This is a genomic window from Hymenobacter sp. (genome assembly GCF_036387835.1).
Lineage (GTDB): Bacteria > Bacteroidota > Bacteroidia > Cytophagales > Hymenobacteraceae > Hymenobacter.
In genome coordinates, this window is sequence record NZ_DASVSY010000007.1 from 123,948 (window position 1) to 143,708 (window position 19,761).

17 protein-coding genes are annotated in these 19,761 nt (G+C 57.3%); 10 read left to right on the forward strand and 7 right to left on the reverse strand.

Annotated elements, in window-relative coordinates:
- The first annotated feature begins 60 nt into the window (after positions 1 to 60).
- From VF639_RS01275 to VF639_RS01305, 7 genes are all read left to right on the forward strand, one after another.
- Complete coding sequence (locus VF639_RS01275; RefSeq protein ID WP_331144064.1) at positions 61 to 1,386, forward strand: tetratricopeptide repeat protein; 1,326 nt, start codon at positions 61 to 63, stop codon at positions 1,384 to 1,386.
- 170 nt (positions 1,387 to 1,556) lie between these two features.
- A complete protein-coding gene (locus VF639_RS01280; RefSeq protein WP_331144065.1) occupies positions 1,557 to 2,222 on the forward strand; it encodes a HupE/UreJ family protein in 666 nt (221 codons plus the stop codon).
- Positions 2,223 to 2,318: 96 nt separating this feature from the next.
- Positions 2,319 to 2,705 (forward strand): hypothetical protein, encoded by a 387-nt coding sequence (locus VF639_RS01285; protein WP_331144066.1) that lies wholly within the window; start codon positions 2,319 to 2,321, stop codon positions 2,703 to 2,705.
- Positions 2,706 to 2,811: 106 nt separating this feature from the next.
- Positions 2,812 to 3,051, forward strand: coding sequence for a hypothetical protein (locus VF639_RS01290; RefSeq protein WP_331144067.1), 240 nt, complete (start codon positions 2,812 to 2,814; stop codon positions 3,049 to 3,051).
- Between the two features lie 89 nt (positions 3,052 to 3,140).
- Positions 3,141 to 5,444, forward strand: coding sequence for a TonB-dependent receptor (locus VF639_RS01295; RefSeq protein WP_331144068.1), 2,304 nt, complete (start codon positions 3,141 to 3,143; stop codon positions 5,442 to 5,444).
- Between the two features lie 220 nt (positions 5,445 to 5,664).
- Positions 5,665 to 6,501, forward strand: coding sequence for a murein L,D-transpeptidase catalytic domain family protein (locus VF639_RS01300; RefSeq protein WP_331144069.1), 837 nt, complete (start codon positions 5,665 to 5,667; stop codon positions 6,499 to 6,501).
- A 294-nt stretch (positions 6,502 to 6,795) separates the two neighbouring features.
- Complete coding sequence (locus VF639_RS01305) at positions 6,796 to 7,623, forward strand: murein L,D-transpeptidase catalytic domain family protein (RefSeq protein WP_331144070.1); 828 nt, start codon at positions 6,796 to 6,798, stop codon at positions 7,621 to 7,623.
- Between the two features lie 323 nt (positions 7,624 to 7,946).
- Here the strand turns inward: VF639_RS01305 and VF639_RS01310 are convergent, their stop codons facing one another.
- The 4 genes from VF639_RS01310 to VF639_RS01325 all read right to left on the reverse strand — a co-directional run bounded on the left by VF639_RS01310 (position 7,947) and on the right by VF639_RS01325 (position 12,897).
- Complete coding sequence (locus tag VF639_RS01310; RefSeq protein ID WP_331144071.1) at positions 7,947 to 9,008, reverse strand: Ldh family oxidoreductase; 1,062 nt, start codon at positions 9,006 to 9,008, stop codon at positions 7,947 to 7,949.
- Between the two features lie 93 nt (positions 9,009 to 9,101).
- Positions 9,102 to 10,076, reverse strand: a complete 975-nt coding sequence (locus VF639_RS01315) for a transglutaminase family protein (protein WP_331144072.1) — start codon at positions 10,074 to 10,076, stop codon at positions 9,102 to 9,104.
- 265 nt (positions 10,077 to 10,341) lie between these two features.
- Positions 10,342 to 11,277 (reverse strand): alpha-E domain-containing protein, encoded by a 936-nt coding sequence (locus VF639_RS01320; protein ID WP_331144073.1) that lies wholly within the window; start codon positions 11,275 to 11,277, stop codon positions 10,342 to 10,344.
- A gap of 162 nt (positions 11,278 to 11,439) precedes the next feature.
- Positions 11,440 to 12,897, reverse strand: coding sequence for a circularly permuted type 2 ATP-grasp protein (locus VF639_RS01325; RefSeq protein WP_331144074.1), 1,458 nt, complete (start codon positions 12,895 to 12,897; stop codon positions 11,440 to 11,442).
- Positions 12,898 to 13,415: 518 nt separating this feature from the next.
- Between VF639_RS01325 and VF639_RS01330 the strand changes: the two genes are divergently transcribed.
- On the forward strand, positions 13,416 to 14,492 hold the full coding sequence (locus VF639_RS01330; protein WP_331144075.1) for a zinc-binding metallopeptidase family protein: 1,077 nt from the start codon (positions 13,416 to 13,418) through the stop codon (positions 14,490 to 14,492).
- A 62-nt stretch (positions 14,493 to 14,554) separates the two neighbouring features.
- Here VF639_RS01330 and VF639_RS01335 read toward each other — a convergent pair whose 3' ends face one another.
- Positions 14,555 to 15,496 carry a Ppx/GppA phosphatase family protein gene (locus VF639_RS01335; RefSeq protein WP_331144076.1) on the reverse strand — a complete coding sequence of 314 codons (942 nt, stop codon included), beginning with the start codon at positions 15,494 to 15,496 and terminating at the stop codon, positions 14,555 to 14,557.
- Positions 15,497 to 15,597: 101 nt separating this feature from the next.
- Positions 15,598 to 16,482 carry a class I SAM-dependent methyltransferase gene (locus VF639_RS01340; RefSeq protein WP_331144077.1) on the reverse strand — a complete coding sequence of 295 codons (885 nt, stop codon included), beginning with the start codon at positions 16,480 to 16,482 and terminating at the stop codon, positions 15,598 to 15,600.
- Between the two features lie 280 nt (positions 16,483 to 16,762).
- Here VF639_RS01340 and VF639_RS01345 point away from each other — a divergent pair, with 280 nt between their 5' ends.
- Entirely contained in the window at positions 16,763 to 17,245 is a 483-nt protein-coding gene (locus VF639_RS01345; protein WP_331144078.1) for a DinB family protein, read from the forward strand.
- A 10-nt stretch (positions 17,246 to 17,255) separates the two neighbouring features.
- Positions 17,256 to 18,053, forward strand: a complete 798-nt coding sequence (dapF, locus tag VF639_RS01350; protein WP_331144079.1) for a diaminopimelate epimerase — start codon at positions 17,256 to 17,258, stop codon at positions 18,051 to 18,053.
- A 307-nt stretch (positions 18,054 to 18,360) separates the two neighbouring features.
- On the opposite strand, the gene VF639_RS01355 is transcribed toward dapF, so the two are convergent.
- Positions 18,361 to 19,380, reverse strand: a complete 1,020-nt coding sequence (locus tag VF639_RS01355) for an aldo/keto reductase (RefSeq protein WP_331144080.1) — start codon at positions 19,378 to 19,380, stop codon at positions 18,361 to 18,363.
- Positions 19,381 to 19,761: the final 381 nt, after the last annotated feature.

Below are 19,761 nucleotides of genomic sequence, written 5' to 3' on the forward strand. Positions count from 1 at the left end.
ACCATTTTCGCTGCTCAACGAGTCTGGTACCCTGCCACTTCCCATTCCGACCCCACCTACATGCGTAAGTACTTCTACCCGATTTTGCTGGTGAGTTTTGCGGCGGCAGTTGCTGCCCTGTTTGTGTTCCGCAAGCCCGAACGAATTCCGCAGCTCAAAGCCCGCCACGGCGACCTGGCCATGGGTGGCGAATGGGTGAACACGCAAAGCGCCGTGGCGGGCCTGCTGGCCAAGCTACGCACCAACCCCAACGACACCAAGTCGGAGTTGCTGCTGGCGCAGGCGTACATGCAGGAAGCCCGCGTAACCGGCGACCATGCCTACTACGACATGGCCGCTATGGAACTGCTGAACAACGTGACGCGGAAAGAGCCCGAAAACTTCGAGGCGCTATGCTGCAAAGCCTCGCTCAACCTCACGCAGCACCACTTTTCTGAAGGGCTGGCACTGGCTGAGGAAGCGGTGAAGCTCAACCCGAGCAATGCGTTTGTGTACGGCTTGCTTTGCGACGCCAACGTAGAGTTAGGTCGCTATGCCGAAGCCGTGCGCATGGCCGACAAAATGAACACTCTGCGCCCCGACCTGCGGGCCTACGCCCGGGTGTCGTATCTGCGCGAAATTCATGGCAACCTGCCGGGCGCTATCGAGGCCATGACTATGGCCGCCAAAGCCGGTTTTCCGGGTCTGGAGCAAACCGAGTGGGCCCGCATTCAGCTCGGACATCTGTATGAGAATACGGGCGACCTGCAACGGGCCGAGTCGCAATACAAAGAATCATTGGCGGAGCGGCCGGGCTACTCGTACGCCTTGGCTGGACTAGGCCGAGTGGAAAAAGGGCGCCGCAACTATCCGGCGGCTATCAGCTATTTCCAGAAAGCCCGCGCCACGGTGAAAGACTATGCTTTTGCCGACGAGCTAACCGACCTCTACCGCCTCAACAACGAGCCCGCTAAAGCCGAGGAAATGGCTCGCGAAGCCATTTCTATGCTGGCCAGCGACGCCAAAGAGGCCGACGACAACGAACTGATGGGCCACTACGCCGACCGGGAACTAGCCTACGCTTACCTGAAAACCAAGGAGCTCGACAAAGCTCTCGAACACGCCAAAATCGAGTACGCACGCCGCCCCGACAACATCGACGTAGAGGAAACGCTGGCGTGGGTACACTACAAGCGCGGCGAATACGCCGAAGCCGAAAAGCAGATGCAACGTGCCCTGCGCATGAAAACCAAGAACCCTACGCTGCTCTGCCGAGCTGGCCTAATTGCTACCAAAACCGGCCATACCGCCGAAGGGCAAGCCCTCATTCGCGAGGCGCTAAACCTGAATCCCTACCTAAGCCTTGACCTAGCCGACGAAGGCAAAAAGCTGCTGGCAGTGAATTAAGCAGTTGTCATTCCGACGCAGGAAGAATCTGAGTTAAAGTTTTTACAACGGCTTGCCTCAGATTCTTCCTGCGTCGGAATGACAACTGCCTAGCTGAAATTACTGACACAGCACTGTCGGAACACTACGCCCTCTGCTGGCTAAAAAAAACACTACCACACCGCCAGCATATGCGGCCTCTCCGTCCATCTGTCTGCTACTTGCTGCCGCTGCTGTTGCTGCTGCCAAACCTGGCAGACGCGCACGTGCTGGACGTGGACCTAAGCAAACTCTCCCGCACCGACATTCTCTGGACTTATCTGCAGCTTGGCTATACGCACATCCTGCCGCTAGGCCTCGATCATATTTTATTTGTACTGAGCATCTTCTTCCTGGAGCCGCGCCTCAAGCCAGTGCTCTGGCAAGCCACCGCCTTCACCGTAGCACACTCCATCACGCTCGGGCTGGCCATGTACGGGCTAATTGCCCCGCCCACGGCCATTGTGGAGCCGGTTATTGCTTTGTCCATTCTGTTTGTAGCCATCGAAAATATTGTGGCCGACCGCCTGAATCCGTGGCGCGTGGCTATTGTGTTCGGTTTCGGACTGGTTCACGGCTTGGGATTTGCCAGTGCCCTGAGCGGGTTGGGGCTGCCGCGCAACATGTTCTTCGAGTCTCTGATTTCTTTTAACGTGGGCGTGGAGCTAGGACAGGTAACCGTGATTCTGCTGGCGTGGCTGCTGGTGGGCCGTTGGTTCAGTCAGAAAACCTGGTACAAGCAGCGCATAGTAGTGCCCGCCTCCGTCGCCATCGGCCTTATTGCCGCCTACTGGACTGTAGAGCGAGTGTTTTTTTAAAGTGATTTAGCGGGTTCGATGTTCGAACTGCGCAAGTAGCACCACTAGGGCATCAAATTCACCAAGTCACTATTTCACTGAATCACCAGTTACCGCATGTTCCGCTCCTGCCTCGTTCTGCTGCTGCTCGTGCACTACCTGTTGGTAGTGGGGGCAGGCCTTGTGGGGCGGCCGGAGCCAGTGCGCCAGCGCGCCGCCGATTACGTGCACAGCGCCGACTGTCAACGGCAGCACTATCTGCAACTCGACTGCTTCGACCATTGCAACGGCGAGCAGTACGTTACGCATAAGCCGGGCCAGCAGCAGTCGTGGCCGCAGCTACTTAGCTCGCTCAAGGGGCTGGATGTGCATTGCCATCTGCCAACGTCCATTATTGTTCTTGAACTCAACCTACCACGCACGCAGGAATATGCGGCGGAGTTGGGGGCGCTGTTTCCAGTGGGCTTTGCGGGTAAATTATACGCCCCTCCCCGTCGGGGATAAGTCGATTGTGGGCCGTTTTGCGGCCCGGCCAGAGTGCGTTGCACTACCTGGCTTTCGTCTTATCTTTTAGTTTGCGGCTGCCGCGCGGCCGCATTATTTCCGACGTATGAAATCCTTTTTTTCTGCTTTTCAACTGCCCGTGGCTACCGCTACGGGGGGGGGGTTAACTGTCCCGCTGGCGGCTGCTTTTCCCGCTGTCACGCCATTTATAAGCCAGTCCACTAGTTCTAAGCCAGCGGTGCAGCAGGCGCACAAGGCCCGCAAAATGGCCAGCCTCGCAACGCACCGGGCACAAGTGCTAGCTCAACGCCGCACATCCATTCCTGCTTCTGCTAAGCGCTGGTAAGAATGAAGCACTTGTATCTCAAACCGTTAGTTGTAATTCTCGCTGCTTTTCGTCAGCTATTCTTTGTATTGGCCCCGGCTTTATCGCGCTTGCCTTATCGGAGAGTGCGGGTAGTGGGTCTATTCCTTTTAAGTTTCCTGAGTTTGCCGCTGCTGGCTCAGAATACCGCTTCTATTCGCGGAGTGGTGGCTGATTCCACTTCGAGGCAGCAGTTGTCGGGCGTGAGCGTGCGGCTGCAAACTGCGGGCGGAGGCAGTACGGTGGGTACCGCTTCCGATGCGTTGGGCGCTTTTCGGTTCGGCGAATTGGCGCCGGGCACCTATACGCTGCGGGCAGTTGGGCTCGGCTATGGCTCCCGTACCGAAACCCTGACGCTGGCTGCCGGTGAAACCAAAACTGTGCAGTTGAGTTTGCCGGTGGTGTCATTGAACCTGAGCGAGGTAACCGTGCTGCAGCCCCGCGACCCAAATCAGAGCCTGGCGGCTATTTCGCACATCGACCAGATTCTGCGGCCCCTGAACTCGGCGCAGGATCTGCTGCGGTTGGTGCCAGGCCTGTTTATTGCGCAGCACGCGGGCGGCGGCAAGGCCGAGCAAATCTTTATCCGCGGCTTCGACTGCGACCATGGCACCGACTTCGCGGTGAGCGTGGATGGGCTGCCCGTGAACATGGTGAGTCACGGGCATGGCCAAGGCTACGCCGACTTTCACTTCGTAATACCCGAAACGGTGGAGCAGCTGAAAGTCTACAAAGGCCCCTACACCGCGCGTTTCGGCGATTTTGCCACGGCCGGCGCCGGCGAGTTCTCCACTAAAACTCGCCTCGATCAAAGCCAGGTGAAGCTGGAACTCGGTCAGTTTGACACGCGCCGGGCGTTGGTTATGCTGGACTTGCTAGGTAACAACCGGCACCTGTTTTCCAAAAAGCCGGAAAGCGCTTACATCGCCTCCGAGTACTACTTCACCAACTCGTACTTCGATGCCAAGCAGCATTTCAAGCGCTTCAACGGCCTGGCCAAGTACACCGGGCAGCTATCCGACAAAACCTCGCTGACCCTGCTCGGCTCGCACTTCACCTCGAATTGGGACGCCAGCGGCCAGATACCAGAGCGGGGAGTGCGCGAAGGCATTATCTCGCGCTACGGCAGCATCGACCCGAGCGAAGGCGGCCAAACCAACCGGACCAACGCCTCGGCGGTGCTCACTACGGCGTTGCCCCATGATGCCGTGCTGCGCCAGCAGGCCTACTACTCGCGCTACAACTTCGGGTTGTTTTCCAACTTCACCTTCTTTCTCAACAACCCCGTCAACGGCGACGAAATCCGCCAGACCGATGCCCGCAACCTCTACGGCTACACCGGCACCTACGACCAGGACACGCAGCTAGGCGGCCGGGCACTGCACACCACCTTTGGGCTCGGAACGCGCATCGATGCCACCGACGTAGCCTTGCTGAACGCCGTGCGGCGCGTGGTGACGGACACTACCATCAGCGGCCGCGTAAACGAGCAGAACATCAATGCCTACCTCGACGAGACGCTCACGCTGACCGAGCGCGTAACCATAAACGCTGCCCTCCGGGCCGACGTGTTTCGGTTCCGCTACCGCGACCAGCGCAATACGTCGGATTCTGTTTCGGGCCGGGCTACGGCGGCTCGGGTGTCGCCTAAGCTCAACCTGTACTACCAGCTCGCCCCGGAAACGCAGCTGTTCGTGCGCTCGGGCTTTGGTTTCCACTCCAACGACGCCCGTGGCGTGGTGCGCGACCCGGAGGCCAACGTGCTGCCCCGCGCCATCGGCTACGAGGTGGGCAGCACCTTCAAGCCCGTACCTAGCTTGGTGGTGAACGTGGCCGCATGGGCCCTGCACTTGCAGGACGAGCTGGTGTATGTCGGCGACGAGGGCATCACGGAAAGTACCGGCCCCACCCGCCGCTTTGGAGTGGACCTGGCCGCGCGTTATCAGGTTACCACCCGGTTGTTTGCTGACCTGGATTTGAATTACAACCACGGCCGCCAGGTAGATGCGCCGGCGGGTGCCAACTATATTCCACTGGCGCCTAGCCTTACCAGCATCGGCGGGCTCACGTTCAAGGCGCCTAGCGGCCTCAACGCCAGCCTGCGCTACCGCTACATCGACGACCGGCCCGCCAACGATGACGGCAGCATTACGGCCCGCGGCTACTTCCTGCTCGACGCTGTGCTGAACTACACCCACAAGCACTACCAGATTGGCGCCACCATTGAAAACCTGCTGGATGTGGAATGGAACCAGGCGCAATTCGCCACCGAAACCCGCCTGCCCACCGAACCCGTGGGTACGTCGGTGGACGAGTTGCACTTCACGCCCGGTACGCCATTCTATCTGAAGCTCAACGCCAGCATTTTTTTCTAGGTTAAAAGCAGAAGCAGAAAGCGCCGGAACAGCCGGCCAAGCCACAGAAGCTATTTGGGCAGCTCATTGACCGTTATGCAGAGGCGCCGCCGAAGCATCGCGTGTGCTAACACTGAATTAGTAATCCAACGTCAGCACGCAAGATGCTTCGGCGGCGCTTCTGCAGGACGTTTCAGAGAGGTTTGGCTGACTTCCTAAACAGCTTCTGTATCTTGGCCGTATGTTCCGGTGCTTTCTGTTTTTGGGGGTTGGCTTTGCTCTGACCGTAGGTGTTGGTGGCTGCCAGCTAGCCGAGGGAAATCCGCAAACTGCGGGCGCCCTCACGCAATCCGTAGCCGAAGCTTCCACTCCTGCACCAGTCGCGGCGGCTTTGCCAGATTCGCTGGCGCCCACGCCGCTGCCGCCCTTGCCCGCCGTATCCGATTCGTTGCGCCAGGCTGTGCAAACTCTGCACGCTGCTCTCGGCCCGGAGGCCGCTGCGTTGCGCCCTGAGGTGTTGGAGCGCGCCTGCGTTGGTTACCTGACACTGCGCCATGCCGGCCGTATCAGGCGCCCCGGCGTGCTGGCCATAGCCGATATGGACTTGCCTTCTTCTGAGCAGCGCTTATGGGTGCTGGATTTGGAGGCCGGCCAAGTGCTGCACCACAGCCATGTCGCGCATGGCCGCGGCTCGGGTTACTTGCGCGCCTACCGCTTCTCCAACACCATGAAATCGGCTTGCACCTCGCTCGGCTTCTACCGCACCGAAGACACCTACGGCGGCAAGCATGGTCTGTCGCGCCGCCTGCACGGGCTTGATGCCGGCCAGAACTCCAATGCCGAAGCGCGCTACGTCGTGCTACACGCTGCCGACTACGTGAGTGCCGCCTACTTGCGCGACCATGGGCAGGTGGGCTACAGCCGCGGCTGTCCGGCGCTGCCGCCCGAGCAGTACAAGGCCATTATCAAAAGCTTGCCCGAAGGATCGTGCTTGTTTTTGAGCGGACCCGGTCTGGAGTCGAAGTGGCTGAATGGCGCCGTGGCGGCTCAGCAGCTGGCGGCGCGGGGCTGGCGGTGAGAGTTGCCTCCTTTCTACCTGCTGTTCAAAATATATTCTGCCTGTAAATCAAAGTGATAGGAGGGGGCTGAGAAATTACAACAAGAAGCTGTAAGGTGCTGAAAACCAGATATTTATGAAAGCAGATCAGTAAATATGGAATCAACCTTGCGTTAGGTATGTTTTACCTTCGCCACGCACGGAAACATCTGTGTTTGTGCACCATTCGCACGAATGTTGCGTATACTCTTCTCAGGTAGCACTTCTCTCCAAGAAGTATCAATCCAAAAAGCAGGGGCAACCCTTTCAGTGCAGATGGAAAAAACAAGCGTAGTATATCGTCAGCGTTTCAAGCGCCGCGCCCGTCGGGTAGCGCGCCGAGTGTTGCCTTTTATGGCGTCGCTGTTCATGGCCACGCCCTTAGCTAGCCCCGTTATCAACTCCAAGGTAAAGGCCGCTAGCACTGAGGCTAAGCTGCCAACAAACAAAGAACTGCAGGTAGCTTTCTACAACCAGCGCACGCATGGTCTGTATCAGGAGCTAGGCCTCGAAAGCCAGGGGTTAAGCTTCAACGTGTTCGAGAAGGCCCTGACAGGCTACCTCAACCTGCAAAGCGAAGGCCGCCTGTCCAACGACAAGCAGCTGCTTACAGTGGTTGACTTTTCGTTGCCAAGCACAGTCAAACGCCTGTGGGTAATTGACCTGGCCAACAAGCAAGTGAAGTTTAACACACTAGTAGCGCACGGACACAACTCCGGTGAAAATGAAGCCACCGCGTTTTCCAATAAGAACGAGTCGAACATGAGTAGCCTCGGCTTCTACGTCACGCAGGATGAGTACGTAGGCAAGCACGGCCGTTCGCTCAAGCTCGATGGCGTCGATGAAGGTTTCAACACCAACGCTTTAGAGCGTTCCGTTGTAATGCACGGTGCCGATTACGTTAGTGAAGACTTCATCAAGCAAAATGGTCGTCTCGGTCGTAGCCTTGGCTGCCCCGCGCTGCCGATGGACCAAAAAGACGAAATTATTGACGCAGTAAATGGCGGTACTTGCTTGTTCTTGAATGGTGCTGATGAAACATATTCGTCGAAGTACCTAAACGAGGACGTTGCCATCAACGCCTTCCTAGCCAACAACAGCTAACAGCTAAGCTTTTGCCTATAATTAAAAAGCCCATCCTTGAATTCAAGGATGGGCTTTTTCATGTTCAAGTGTTCAACAAAAAGAACGTTGAAGCATCTAGCGTGCTACCGTTGTAGAGATACTGTCATGCTGAGTGAAGGCGTAGCCGGAGTCGAAGCATCTCTACCGCTTTGTTGTGCAGGCGTTAGTGTTTGCCATACTACCAAGATGCTTCGACTCCGGCTGCGCGGACGCCAGATGAGCAAGACAGTTAGTTTGGCAATATTAGGACGCGACATGTTCATTGCCTCAGCACAACGACTCTAGAGACTTATAAACAGCCTCTACAGCTTCACGCCAAACTTAGCGCCTACGGTTTCCAGGTCGCGCACAACGGGGTCGAGGAGGGGAATGCCGTCGAGAAGGCGACGGGCGGCGGTTTCGCGTTCCGGGTCGCCGGGGATGAGGACTTGCTGGCCCTCGACGGCGCGGGCGTTGCGGAAAGTGGTAATCCAGTTGTCCATGTGGGCCTTGAACTCGTCGGCGGGGCGGAAGGCATCAACGCGCATGGCCCCGAAGAAGTGACCAATGCCCTGGCCCACGGGGTTGGCAGGCGGTTGCAGAAACGCCACGAACGGTGGTACCCACGGCCCGTAATTAGCCCCCGAGAGTACGGCCGAAAAAATGTCGACTATGCTGCCTAGGCAGTAGCCTTTGTGCGAGCCGGTTGCGCCGCCTAGGGGCAGTAGGGCGCCGCCTAGCTTCACGGCGTCGGCATCGTTGGAGTTTTGGCCGGTGGCATCCTGTACCCATCCGTCGGGCACGGGTAGCTGCTTGCGCTGCGCAATTTCCAGCTTGCCATTGGCGGCGGTGGTAGTGGCGAAGTCGGCTACGAAGTCGGGTTGGCTGGCGGCCGGAATAGCTACGGCAATGGGGTTGGTGCCGAGTAGCCGGTCGAGCGAGTGAGTAGGGGCCACCAGGGGCGAGGCATTGGTCATAGCAATGCCTATCATGTCGTGGGCCAGGGCCTTCATGGCGTGGTAGCCGGCAATGCCGAAGTGGTTGGAGTTGCGCACCGATACCCACCCCGTGCCCACTTGCCGGGCCTTCTCGATGGCTACCTGCATAGCTTTCGGCCCTACCACCAGCCCCAAGCCACCGTCGCCATCAACTACGGCAGTGCTTGGCGTTTCATAGGTCACACCCACGCGGGGGGCCGGGTTGATGCGGCCGGCTTCCCACAGGCGGACATACCCAATAAGGCGGGCCACGCCGTGCGAGTCGATACCGCGCAAGTCGGCAGAAAGCAAGGTTTCGGTGGCGAGTGTGGCGTCGGCGTCGGGGCAGCCAATGCTCTTGAAAACGGCTTCGGCGAACGTGAAGAGCTGGTTATAAGAGAAGGTCACTAGGGCTGGTTTTTGGTTGTTGGTTATTTGTTTTTGGTTGGAGGTAAAGCAGCGGCAAGCCATCAACCGAAAAACAAATAACCAAAAACCAACTCACTGTTGCTGCTGCTGCTGCTGTTGCTCCCAATTCACATACTTGCGGTAGGAATTAATGGGGACGATTGGTTGCTCTACTTCGCGCACGTACACCGGCTCCTCGGGTAGGGGAGCGGGCTTGGCGGGCTCGCCGTTGTCGATGTGCACTGATACTGTGAGGGTGTGCGCGCCGGTGCCTTTGTACGTGCCTTTGATGGGCGTGCAATCCGAGAAGTTGCGGCCGATGGCCATGCGTACGTGCCCGTCGCTGACAATGCAGTTGTTGGTTGGATCGAGGCCTAGCCAGCCGTAGAACGGAATGTAGGCTTCCACCCACGCGTGGGTGGCGCCGGAACCCCGCACTCCTTCCTGCTTGGGGCACACGTAGCCGCTTACGTAGCGCGCCGGAATACCCACCTGCCGCAGCATGTACAGCAGCATATGGGCAAAGTCTTGGCAGACGCCGGCCCGCAGCCGCCAGATTTCCTCGGTGGGCGTTTCCACGTTGGTTACGCCCTGCCGGTACTCGAAATGGTCGTAGACGTACTCCGACAAAACCAGCGCATTTTTCAGCGGCTTGTCGTCGCCGTTGACGATGCCGCGCAGGGAGTCCTGTATTTCATCTTGCAGCTTCGAGGTTTCCGGGGTCAGGAAGTCCATGTATGCCACATCGTGCCGCAAACTGGTCAGATTACGCCATTGCTCGTCGGCCGTCTCCTCGTCCATCGGAAACTGAATGGGCGTCGTAACAACTTCCAAGTTGGAGTCTATAACCAGTTCCGAGTGCGGACTAATCATCGAGAACACGCCGACTTGGTTGCCGAAATAATCGGTGAAAAAAGCCACGTCCGGGTTGTAGGAGATGGTTACGTCGTGGTTTTTCACGGTCAGCCGCTCGTCTTCTAGCGGATAGATCATCAACTGGTTGGCGCAGTCGATAACCGGAGCCGCGTAAGCGTAACGGGTGATATGTTTGATTTTGTAGAAAGGCATTGGTTGAGCTGTTAGCTGGAAAAATCAGATCGTCATCTGAGCGTAGCCGGAGTTGAAGCATCTCGCGTGCTAATGTTGCCAAACATCATTCTTACACGTTTCATCTCACATTCGCCCTTCAAAGCATCTCGTTCGAATTGTTGTAGTGCTAGATGGTTTTACCATACTGGCGAGATGCTTCGCCTCCGGTTCCTGGCTTGGGGCGCCACCTGCGGACGTCAGAGCAAGCAGGACCGTGTAGGGAGCAGGCACTAAGCACTAGAAACTAGCTGTTACCGAAGTAGTATTTATTGAGCGCATTGGTGATTTCCAGTAGCTCTGTGCGGGTTTGCAGCAAAAACTGTTCGAGCAGGGGCACGTTGCCGACTTGAAGACCACTGTATGTGACACTGTTTTTCACCCTGCCCACCAGAAAACGCAGTTGCTCGTAGCTAGTTGGCAAGCTTTTATCCTTTATCCGCTCGCAGCAGCGCATCAACTGACGAAGGCTATACGACAGAGAGTGCGGAAAATCCTGGTCATACACAATCATTTGCAGCACCGATTGCGCATCCAGAATGCCCTTGTAGGTTTTCGAATACAGCTCATGGCCGTAGAGGGCATACAGCACGTAGCGCAGCTCGGGCGCGCCCATCGGGTGTTGCTCGGTTTGCGCAAAGGCTTGCTGGTTGAGGCGGATGATGTCGGTTGTTTGGATGGCGCGCTCCAGGTACTTGCCCATGTTCAAAAACACGTAGCCTTCGTCGCGGGGCATGGTGTGCTGCACGGTTCCGGTGAACAACAGGCCCTGCCGGAGCAGCATGTCCAGGCCCGATACGGGGTCTTCCAGGGTAGCCTCGCGGGCTACTTCTTCCTGCCGGATGGTGTGATAATACTCGTTGAGGCTTTGCCACACCTCTTTGGTGATGTGGTCTTGCACGGCACGAGCGTTTTCGCGACCGTGCATCACGTTGTTATAGGCCGACACCGCATTCGACTTGTCGAACACCAGATGCCGGATGATATGGGCGGTGTTGCGCACCGTGTCGTTGATTTCCTCCTGGCTTAAGTCGCCGTAGTTGTGCAGCAACGACTTCCAGCCCCCATACCGGTGCTCGTCCTGCGAAGTAATGTAGCTGATCCGGACCACCTGCAGCATGGACTGCGTGCGTTCCATGTAGCGGCCCAACCAGTAAATAGTATCAGCAACGCGACTTAACATTTAACAGTTATCATTTAACATTCAACAATTTATTGAGTGGCATTCAACACCTAGCAAATGACAGATAACGCAACGCACAGTGAGCAATCAGTGAATGCTCTGCCGCTCGAACAAGCAGTACTGATTGTTTGCTAAAGACTGTTAACTGTTGATTGATAACTGTTAAATGTCATTGGGCCCTAGCACCCACGTATCCTTGCTGCCGCCGCCTTGCGAGGAATTGACCACTAGGGAGCCTTCGCGCAGGGCTACCCGCGTAAGGCCGCCGGGCACAATGTCGATGCCGGAGGGGCCGTAAAGGGCAAAGGGACGCAGGTCGACGCGGCGGGGCTGGAGCACCCCGTCGATGTAGCAGGGAGTGGAGGAGAGACTAATGATGGGCTGCGCGATAAAGCTGCGCGGGTCGGCGGTGATGGCCGCTTTGAAGGCGTCCATTTCCTCCTCGGTGGCGCTGCTGCCAATGAGCATGCCGTAGCCACCCGACTCATTGGTGCGCTTGATGACCATGCGGGCCATGTTGTCGAACACCAGCTGACGCTTGTCGGGGTCGTCGAGCTGGTAGGTGGGCACGTTTTTGAGGATGGGCTCCTCGTTGAGGTAGTAGCGGATCATGTCGGGCACGTAGCAGTACACGGCTTTGTCGTCGGCCACGCCGTTGCCCATGGCATTCACAATGGCCACGTTGCCCTTGCGGTAGGCCCAATACAGCCCCGACACGCCCAACGCGCTATCCGGCCGAAAGGCCAGCGGGTCGATGTAGTCGTCGTCGACGCGGCGGTAGATAACATCGACGCGGGTGAGGCCGCGGGTGGTTTTCATGTACACGAAATGGTCGTGCACGATCAAGTCGCGGCTTTCTACCAGCCGGATGCCCATTAGGCGGGCCAAGGTACTATGCTCGAAGTAGGCCGAGTTGTAGATGCCCGGCGAGAGAAGCACCACCGTAGCCTCACTGGCTTGGCGGTTGCCGAGGGCCAGCAAATTTCGGAACAGCAAATCGGGGTAGTCCTTGACGGGCTGCACGTTGTTCTTGGGCAGCAGATCGGGGAAGATGCGGTAGGTGATGCTGCGATTTTCCAGCATGTACGACACCCCCGAGGGCGTGCGTAGGTTGTCTTCCAGCACGTAAAACTCTCCGTCATGGTCCCGAATCAAGTCGACGCCCGCAATGTGGGTGTAGATGTCGTAGGGGACGTTGACATTCATCATTTCGCGCAGAAACTGCGGGCACGAATACACCAGCGCCGCCGGAATGATGCCGTCTTTGATGATGAATTGCTGGTGATAAATGTCTTTCAGAAAGATGTTGAGCGCCTTCAGCCGTTGCTTGATACCGGCTTCAATGCGTACCCATTCGCTGTGGTTGAGGATGCGCGGTATGATGTCGAAGGGGAAGATTTTCTCGATGCCCTCGCCGCTGCTGTACACCGTGAACGTGACGCCCTGGCTTAGAAACAGCTTTTTGGCCAGCTCCACCTTGCGGGTCATTTCCGTAACGGGCAAGTTCTCAATTGCCGTCACGAAGTTGCGGTACTCCGGGCGAATCTTTTCGGTCTGAAACATTTCGTCCCACACGTTGGCCTGTTCCCGGTAGGTGTGAAGAAGGGAAGTGGATTGCATGTAACTGAGGAAAAAAGACAGCAGGAAGTTGAACAGTCGATGGGCAGCAACCAGTGGAAACGTCTGTTGTACCAGAGGTGCTTACCCTTGAGCTAGCAGGGGGTTGATGCAGGAATTAAGTCAATAAAACGCGAAAAGCCTTTTATTTTTTAGTCAACTTCTAATTTTTTATATGGTTTTGCTCTGATATAACCTTCTGGTTAGTGGGTTATGCGGGAAATTATAATGTCCACTGTCACTGATTTTCAACTGCCTATTCTGGCTCTTACTACTTCGCACGTTAATCTCACCCGCTAGCTTCCTCTCCTCGAAAAGAGGAGGAACTGGTTCCTGTTTTTTAGCTCTAGCTGTCATTCCCTCAGAGAGTAGCCGGTTTTTTAGAGCTGGTTCTCCTTCTCCCCGAGGAGAGGGGGCTAGCGGGTGAGGCCATCTGCGTAACACCAGGTATTTAGTGTAGCAGGTTTACGCAATCAGCCGTACACAGGGCAAATCTTATCCGACCTTTCTTTTTCAACCAGATGCAACTCTTCAAGTGTACTCATTGCGGTCAGCTGCTGTATTTCGAAAACGATAAGTGCGAAAAATGCCACTATCCCTTGGGTTTCGAGAGCCAGCAGCTACAACTGCTACCCTTGGTGCAAGCGCCCGACGGCCACACGTTTCGGGTGTACGGAACTACGCACCAGGATGCACCCAGCTACACCTATTGCCACAACCACACCGAACAAGCCTGCAACTGGTTGGTGCCCGAAGGCAGCGCCACGCCCTTCTGCACTGCCTGTGCCCTCAACCGTACCATTCCCAACCTAGAGCAGCCCGAGCACCGAGCACGGTGGCGCCGGCTGGAAGTAGCCAAGCACCGCCTGGTATACAGTCTGCTGCGTATGGATCTGCCCGTCGTGAGTAAAGCCGTTGACCCGGCGCGCGGCCTCTGGTTTGATTTCCTGGCCGACCCCAACAAAGAAGGCGGCGAACGGGTAATGACCGGCCACGACGAAGGTCTCATCACCATCAATATTGCCGAAGCCGACGATATTGAACGAGAAATGGCCCGCAAAGCCATGGCCGAAATGTACCGGACGCTGCTAGGTCACTTCCGCCACGAAGTCGGCCACTACTATTGGGACCGGCTCATCGATAACACGCCCCATCTAGAGGAATTCCGGCAGCTTTTCGGCGACGAGCAGCAAGACTACGGCGAGGCACTCAAGCGCCACTACGCCCAAGGCCCCCCCGCCGACTGGGCACAGTACTTTATCAGCTCCTACGCCAGCAGCCACCCGTGGGAAGATTGGGCCGAAACGTGGGCGCATTACCTGCACATCGTCGATACGCTGCAAACGGCCCATGCTTTTGGGCTAAGCGTAAACCCGGTGATAGCCGAAACCCACCAGCACCTGCAAGCCACCATCGAGGAGGAACCCTACGAGCAAGACGACTTCCACCACATCATGGACCAGTGGCTACCCCTCACCTTTGCCATGAACAGCCTCAACCGCAGCATGGGCCAGCCCGATTCCTACCCCTTCATCATCACCCCCGCAGTGGTCGAGAAAATGGCGTTCATCCACCGTATCTGCCAGGAGGTGAGGTGACAGGGAAGCAAGACTACTAGAGGCTAGCTGCTGGTTCTAGTCCTCGCGCCTGTCAGCTTTTGCTACTTTACACTCATCATTTCCGCCAGCAGCCCCTCTTTCAAAGCGAAGGCAGACGTGCGGATGCGGGTGATGCCGCTGATGCCTAATACGAAATCGAACAGCACGGAAGCAACTACCAGCATGTCGGCGCGCATGGGCAGGATGCCGGGTATGGCTTTGCGCTGCTCGTGGGTGCCGTTGAGTAGTTGGCGGTAACTGTTTTGGAAGCTGCTCATGGCTAACTCGGTGCACGGCGGCAACTCTGCTTCGGTACGCAGCTGGCCGAGCTGCATATCGGCGAGGCTGTCGAAGCTGCCGGAGGCGCCTACTACAGCTACTGGCTGGTACTGGTCCACGGCCGCCACCAGCGGGGCCAGTACTATACTTAGGTGGGCTTGCTCTGCTGCTACTGCCTCGGCGGGCATAACGCCGCTCGGGTCCGGGAAAAACTGGTCGAGCAGACGTTGTGCGCCTATTTCGAAACTTTGCTTCCAAAAAATGGTGGCTTCATCGGCAATGATAAATTCCACCGAGCCCCCACCAATATCCACAATCAGGTTGCGTTCCTGGCCGAGCGGCACTGCTTGCCGAACGCCTTTGGTAATCAGTTCCGCTTCTCGTTCGCCGGGAATAACTTCCACCCGAATGCCCGTTTTTTCGAAGATGGCCTGCACCAGCTCCTGGCCGTTGCGGGCGACCCGCACAGCGCTGGTGGCCGTGGCGCGCACCTCTTTGACCTGATGCAGTTCGATTTCTTCCTGAAAGGCATCTAGCGTGTGCAGCGCCCGCGCAAAAGCCTCCGGGGTGATTTCGCCTTTGCTGATGCCGCCTTGGCCGAGCCGCACCCCTACTTTGTCGCGCAACAACACCAGTGGCTCGGTGTGTGGCTCTTCCGGCAGCTCCACAATCAGCAGGTGAAAGGTGTTGGTGCCCATGTCAATCAGGGCGAGGCGGCTTTTCATGTGCGTTATTGGTTATTGGTTTTTTGTTTTCTGTGATTGGGCTTCAAAACTCGTCAGACAACCGAGACGAACAACCAAAAACCAATAACGAAAAACGAGCATCAAGTGGCAAACCGGCAGAACGTGCCAAGGGGTAGCTTGCGGGCCGCGGCGTCGTGCAGGTAGATTTCGCCAATCTCGCGCTTTTCCCGCATGGTAGGGAATATTTCGCCTACCAGGTTTTCCAGAATCAGGGCCGAGAAGCCGAGGGAATAGAGGTTGACGAGGAAGAAATGGTCGGTGGGATCGAGCAGCTCTTTGCAAAGCTTGAGCATCTCGTTTAGCTCGTCTTCGAGCTGCCACTTCTCGCCGTTGGGCCCGCGGCCGTAAGCAGGCGGATCGAGGATGAGGCCCTGGTATTTGCTGCCGCGCTTCACTTCGCGCCGCACGTATTTCATGGCATCTTCCACCAGCCACCGCACCCCGTCGAGGTTGCTGGCTTCCATGTTGTCGCGGGCCCAAAAGTTCACTTGCTTCACCGAATCAAGGTGGGTGACGTCGGCGCCGGCGGCACGGGCGGCCAGGGTGGCGGCGCCGGTATAAGCAAACAGGTTGAGCACCCGCGGCACGGCGGCTTTGCGCTTGCGGGTTTGCTGGTAGATGAACTGCCAGTTGGGGTCCTGCTCCGGAAATAGCCCTACATGCTTGAACGACGACATGCCCAACCGAAACCGCAGCTTCAGGCCGTCGGGCCGCTCATAGCCGATTACCCATTGCTCGGGGGTGCCGGGCTTGATTTTCCACTGGCCGCGCTCTTGGCTGCCTTTTTCGCGGGTGAAGGTGGCGTGAGCGCGCTGCCATTCGCTGGCGGGCAGGTGCGGGTCCCAGATGGCCTGCGGCTCGGGGCGGGCCAGAATGTGCTGGCCGAAACGCTCCAGCTTCTCGAAGTTGCCCGCATCGAGCAGCTCGTAGTCAGCCCACGGGCTGGTGGTGAGGAAAGTGTACATGCGGGGCAAAGGTAGTTGTTGCTGATTGTTGGTTGGTGATTGCTGGTTGTTGATTGCTGATTGTTGATTGCTGATGGTTGCGCAGTCTGGTGTAGCGCACAGCCTAAGCTTCGCGTATCGTAGAACAGCAGGATAGCGCCTCATCACAAAGAACATCGTTCAACGTCTCGCCAACCAATCAGCAACCACACGCGAAGCTTAGGCTGCGCCCTACACCAGACTACGCAACCATCAGCAATCAACAACTAACAACCAGCAATCAACAATTAACAATCACCCCATGTCTGAACCAGAACGCATTGCCGACCAGCTCCGCCGCACCTTTGATGGTGACGCTTGGTCCGGGCCTTCGCTGCAACAAACGCTAGCCAACCTCACGGCCGCGCAAGCCGCGGCGTATCCGTGGCCGGGTGTGCACACCATTGGCGAGTTGGTGCAGCACCTCACCACCTGGACCGTTACGGTGGCGCAGCGAGTGGAAGCCCGGCAGCTCACGCCCATGACCCGCGACGATTGGCCGACGTTTCCAGCCGTGGCGGACGAAGCCGCCTGGCTCCGGGCGCGGCAGGAATTGCACGAAGCGCACGAGCAGTTGGTGGCTATTACGGAAGCCCTGCCCGCCACCGAGCTGGATACGGTGCTCGGCGATGCGCGCCAGCGGGCCGATGGCTCCGGCGTGTCTATTTATGTGCTGCTACATGGCGTGGTTCAGCATTATCTTTACCACGCCGGGCAGATTGCCCTGCTGCGTAAATTCGTTTGACCCGCATCCCGTGACTCTTTCCTTCCACAAATACCAAGGCACCGGCAACGACTTCGTAATGGTGGACGACCGCGCCCACAACTTCGACGCCGCCAACCACGCCCTCGTGCAGCACCTCTGCGACCGGCGCCGCGGCATCGGTGCCGACGGCCTCATCCTGCTCCGCCAGCACCCCAACTACGACTTCGAGATGGTGTACTTCAACGCCGATGGTCACCTTGGCTCGATGTGTGGCAACGGTGGCCGTTGTACCGTTGCCTTCGCTCGGCAACTCGGCGTCATCGAAAGCCACACCCGTTTCCTGGCCGCCGACGGCCCGCACGAAGCCCAAATAGAAGCTGATGGTACGGTGCACCTGCGTATGCAGGACGTAACCGGCCACCAGCACATCGAAGAGCACAGCGGTGTGTTTTTGAATACCGGCTCGCCGCACCTTGTGCGCTTTATGCCCGCCAGCACCCTGGCCGAGCTGAATGTGTTTGCCGAAGGCCGTGCCATCCGCTACGGCGAGTTGTTCCGCGAGCAAGGCACCAACATCAACTTCGTAGAGATACCCGAAACCCCCAACCTGCCCTGGCAGGTGCGCACCTACGAGCGCGGCGTGGAAGACGAAACCCTAAGCTGCGGCACCGGTGTCACGGCAGTGGCCCTGGCAGCCTCGCAACACGGCGCCCAAAGCCCAGTGCGTCTCCAAACGCCCGGCGGCGAGCTACGCGTCACCTTCGAAACACAATCAAATGGCGCCTTCACCAACATCTTCCTCATCGGCCCCGCCACGCACGTGTTCGAGGGTAGGGTGGAGGTGTAGTTTCAGAGTGAGATCAACCAGCCGGTCCTGCTGGATCTAGCGTCTGTTTGTTGAAGCTTCTCGTGTGCCAACGTTGTAAAAATAACCGTTCTGTAGAGGCGCAGCCGAAGCAGCCTGCGTGCTGAGGTTGAACGATGTAGAGACGCGATACTTCGCGTCTCTTCGTTGCTGATGTTGTTTATTAAGAACTCAATTTTGGTCGTTCAATGCCGAGACGCGAAGTGTCGCGTCTCTACAATCGCCTGAGGAAGCGGGCGAGATGCTGCGTCTCTGCAGGACGTTCTTTATGCTGTGTTGAAGCAAGCCGCTACGGCTGCCGGTCGGGGGCGGTAAAGTCCAGCATCCAGCCGGGGTATTCGGGCGTTAGCTTGCTGACTTCGTCTAGCTGCTTTAGCTCCTCCGGCGTCAGCTGCACGTCCACCGATTTAAGGTTGTCTTCCAACTGCTCCATCTTCTTGGCCCCGATAATCACGCTCGTGACTACGGGTTGATGCAGCAGCCAAGCCAAAGCCAACTGCGCCACGGAGGTACCTTTGGCTTCGGCCAGGGGGCGTAGGGCATCCAGAATGTCGAAGGCTTTTTCTTTATCGACGGGTGGGAAGTCGAAGTTTACGCGGCGGGCACCTTCTTCGCTCTGTTGGTCACGGGTGAACTTGCCGCTTAGGAAACCACCGGCTAGCGGACTCCACACCATCAAGCCTACTTTCTGGTCGAGTAGCAGCGGCACTACTTCGCGCTCCAAGTCGCGGCCGGCAATGGTGTAGTAAGCTTGCAGCGACACAAACTTTTCGATGTGGTTGTAAGTGGAATAGCCGAGCGCCTTCATTAGCTGCCAAGCTGCCAGGTTGCTGGCCCCGATGTAGCGCACCTTGCCGCTGCGCACTAGGTCGTCGAGGGCGCGCAGGGTATCTTCCAGCGGCGTCAGCGGGTCGTAGCTGTGAATTTGGTAGAGGTCGATGTAGTCGGTTTTCAGCCGTTTCAGCGAGTGTTCCACCTGGTCGAAGATATGCTTGCGCGTTAAGCCAACCTGGTTAGGACCTTCGCCCATCTTGCCGCGCACTTTGGTAGCCAGCACCAGCGAATCGCGCGAGAGGCCGAGGTTGTGGATGGATTGGCCGGTTAGCTCTTCCGATAAGCCCTCTGAGTAGACGTTGGCCGTGTCGATGAAATTGATGCCCGCGTCAATGGCGCGCCGCATCTGTTCATCCACTGCCTGCTGATCCAGCGCGCCAATGGCTGCTGCCCAACCTTTGCCGCCAAAAGTCATCGTGCCCAAGCACAGCGCTGATACTTTTAGGCCGGTATTGCCCAATAGGTTGTATTTCATGGTTGTCGGGAATTGAGAGGAACCTTGCGTAAACCGTTAAGCCAGGCAGATGTTGAAGCAAAGTGAAACCTTGCTGGCTGCCTCTTTACGCTGATGTATGTAGGTACACTACGCAAAAACAGCAGTGAAGCAGGTAAATTAGTGAAGAACTTTGTGTTGCATCACTTACGCCAAAGTGTAGCGCGGAACGGATTTCCTGTGGCTTCCGCGCTACGCTCCACCCAAACCTTTTATATCTTTCACTAGAGCTTATATCGACTAATGAGCTATTGCTGATCTTTGCTGCATGAACTATCACGCTGTTGTGGCCCGTAGGGGCCAGCTACAAGCGGTGACGGGTTTGCCCGAAGCTGCCTTTGAGCACCTGCATACGATCTTTGC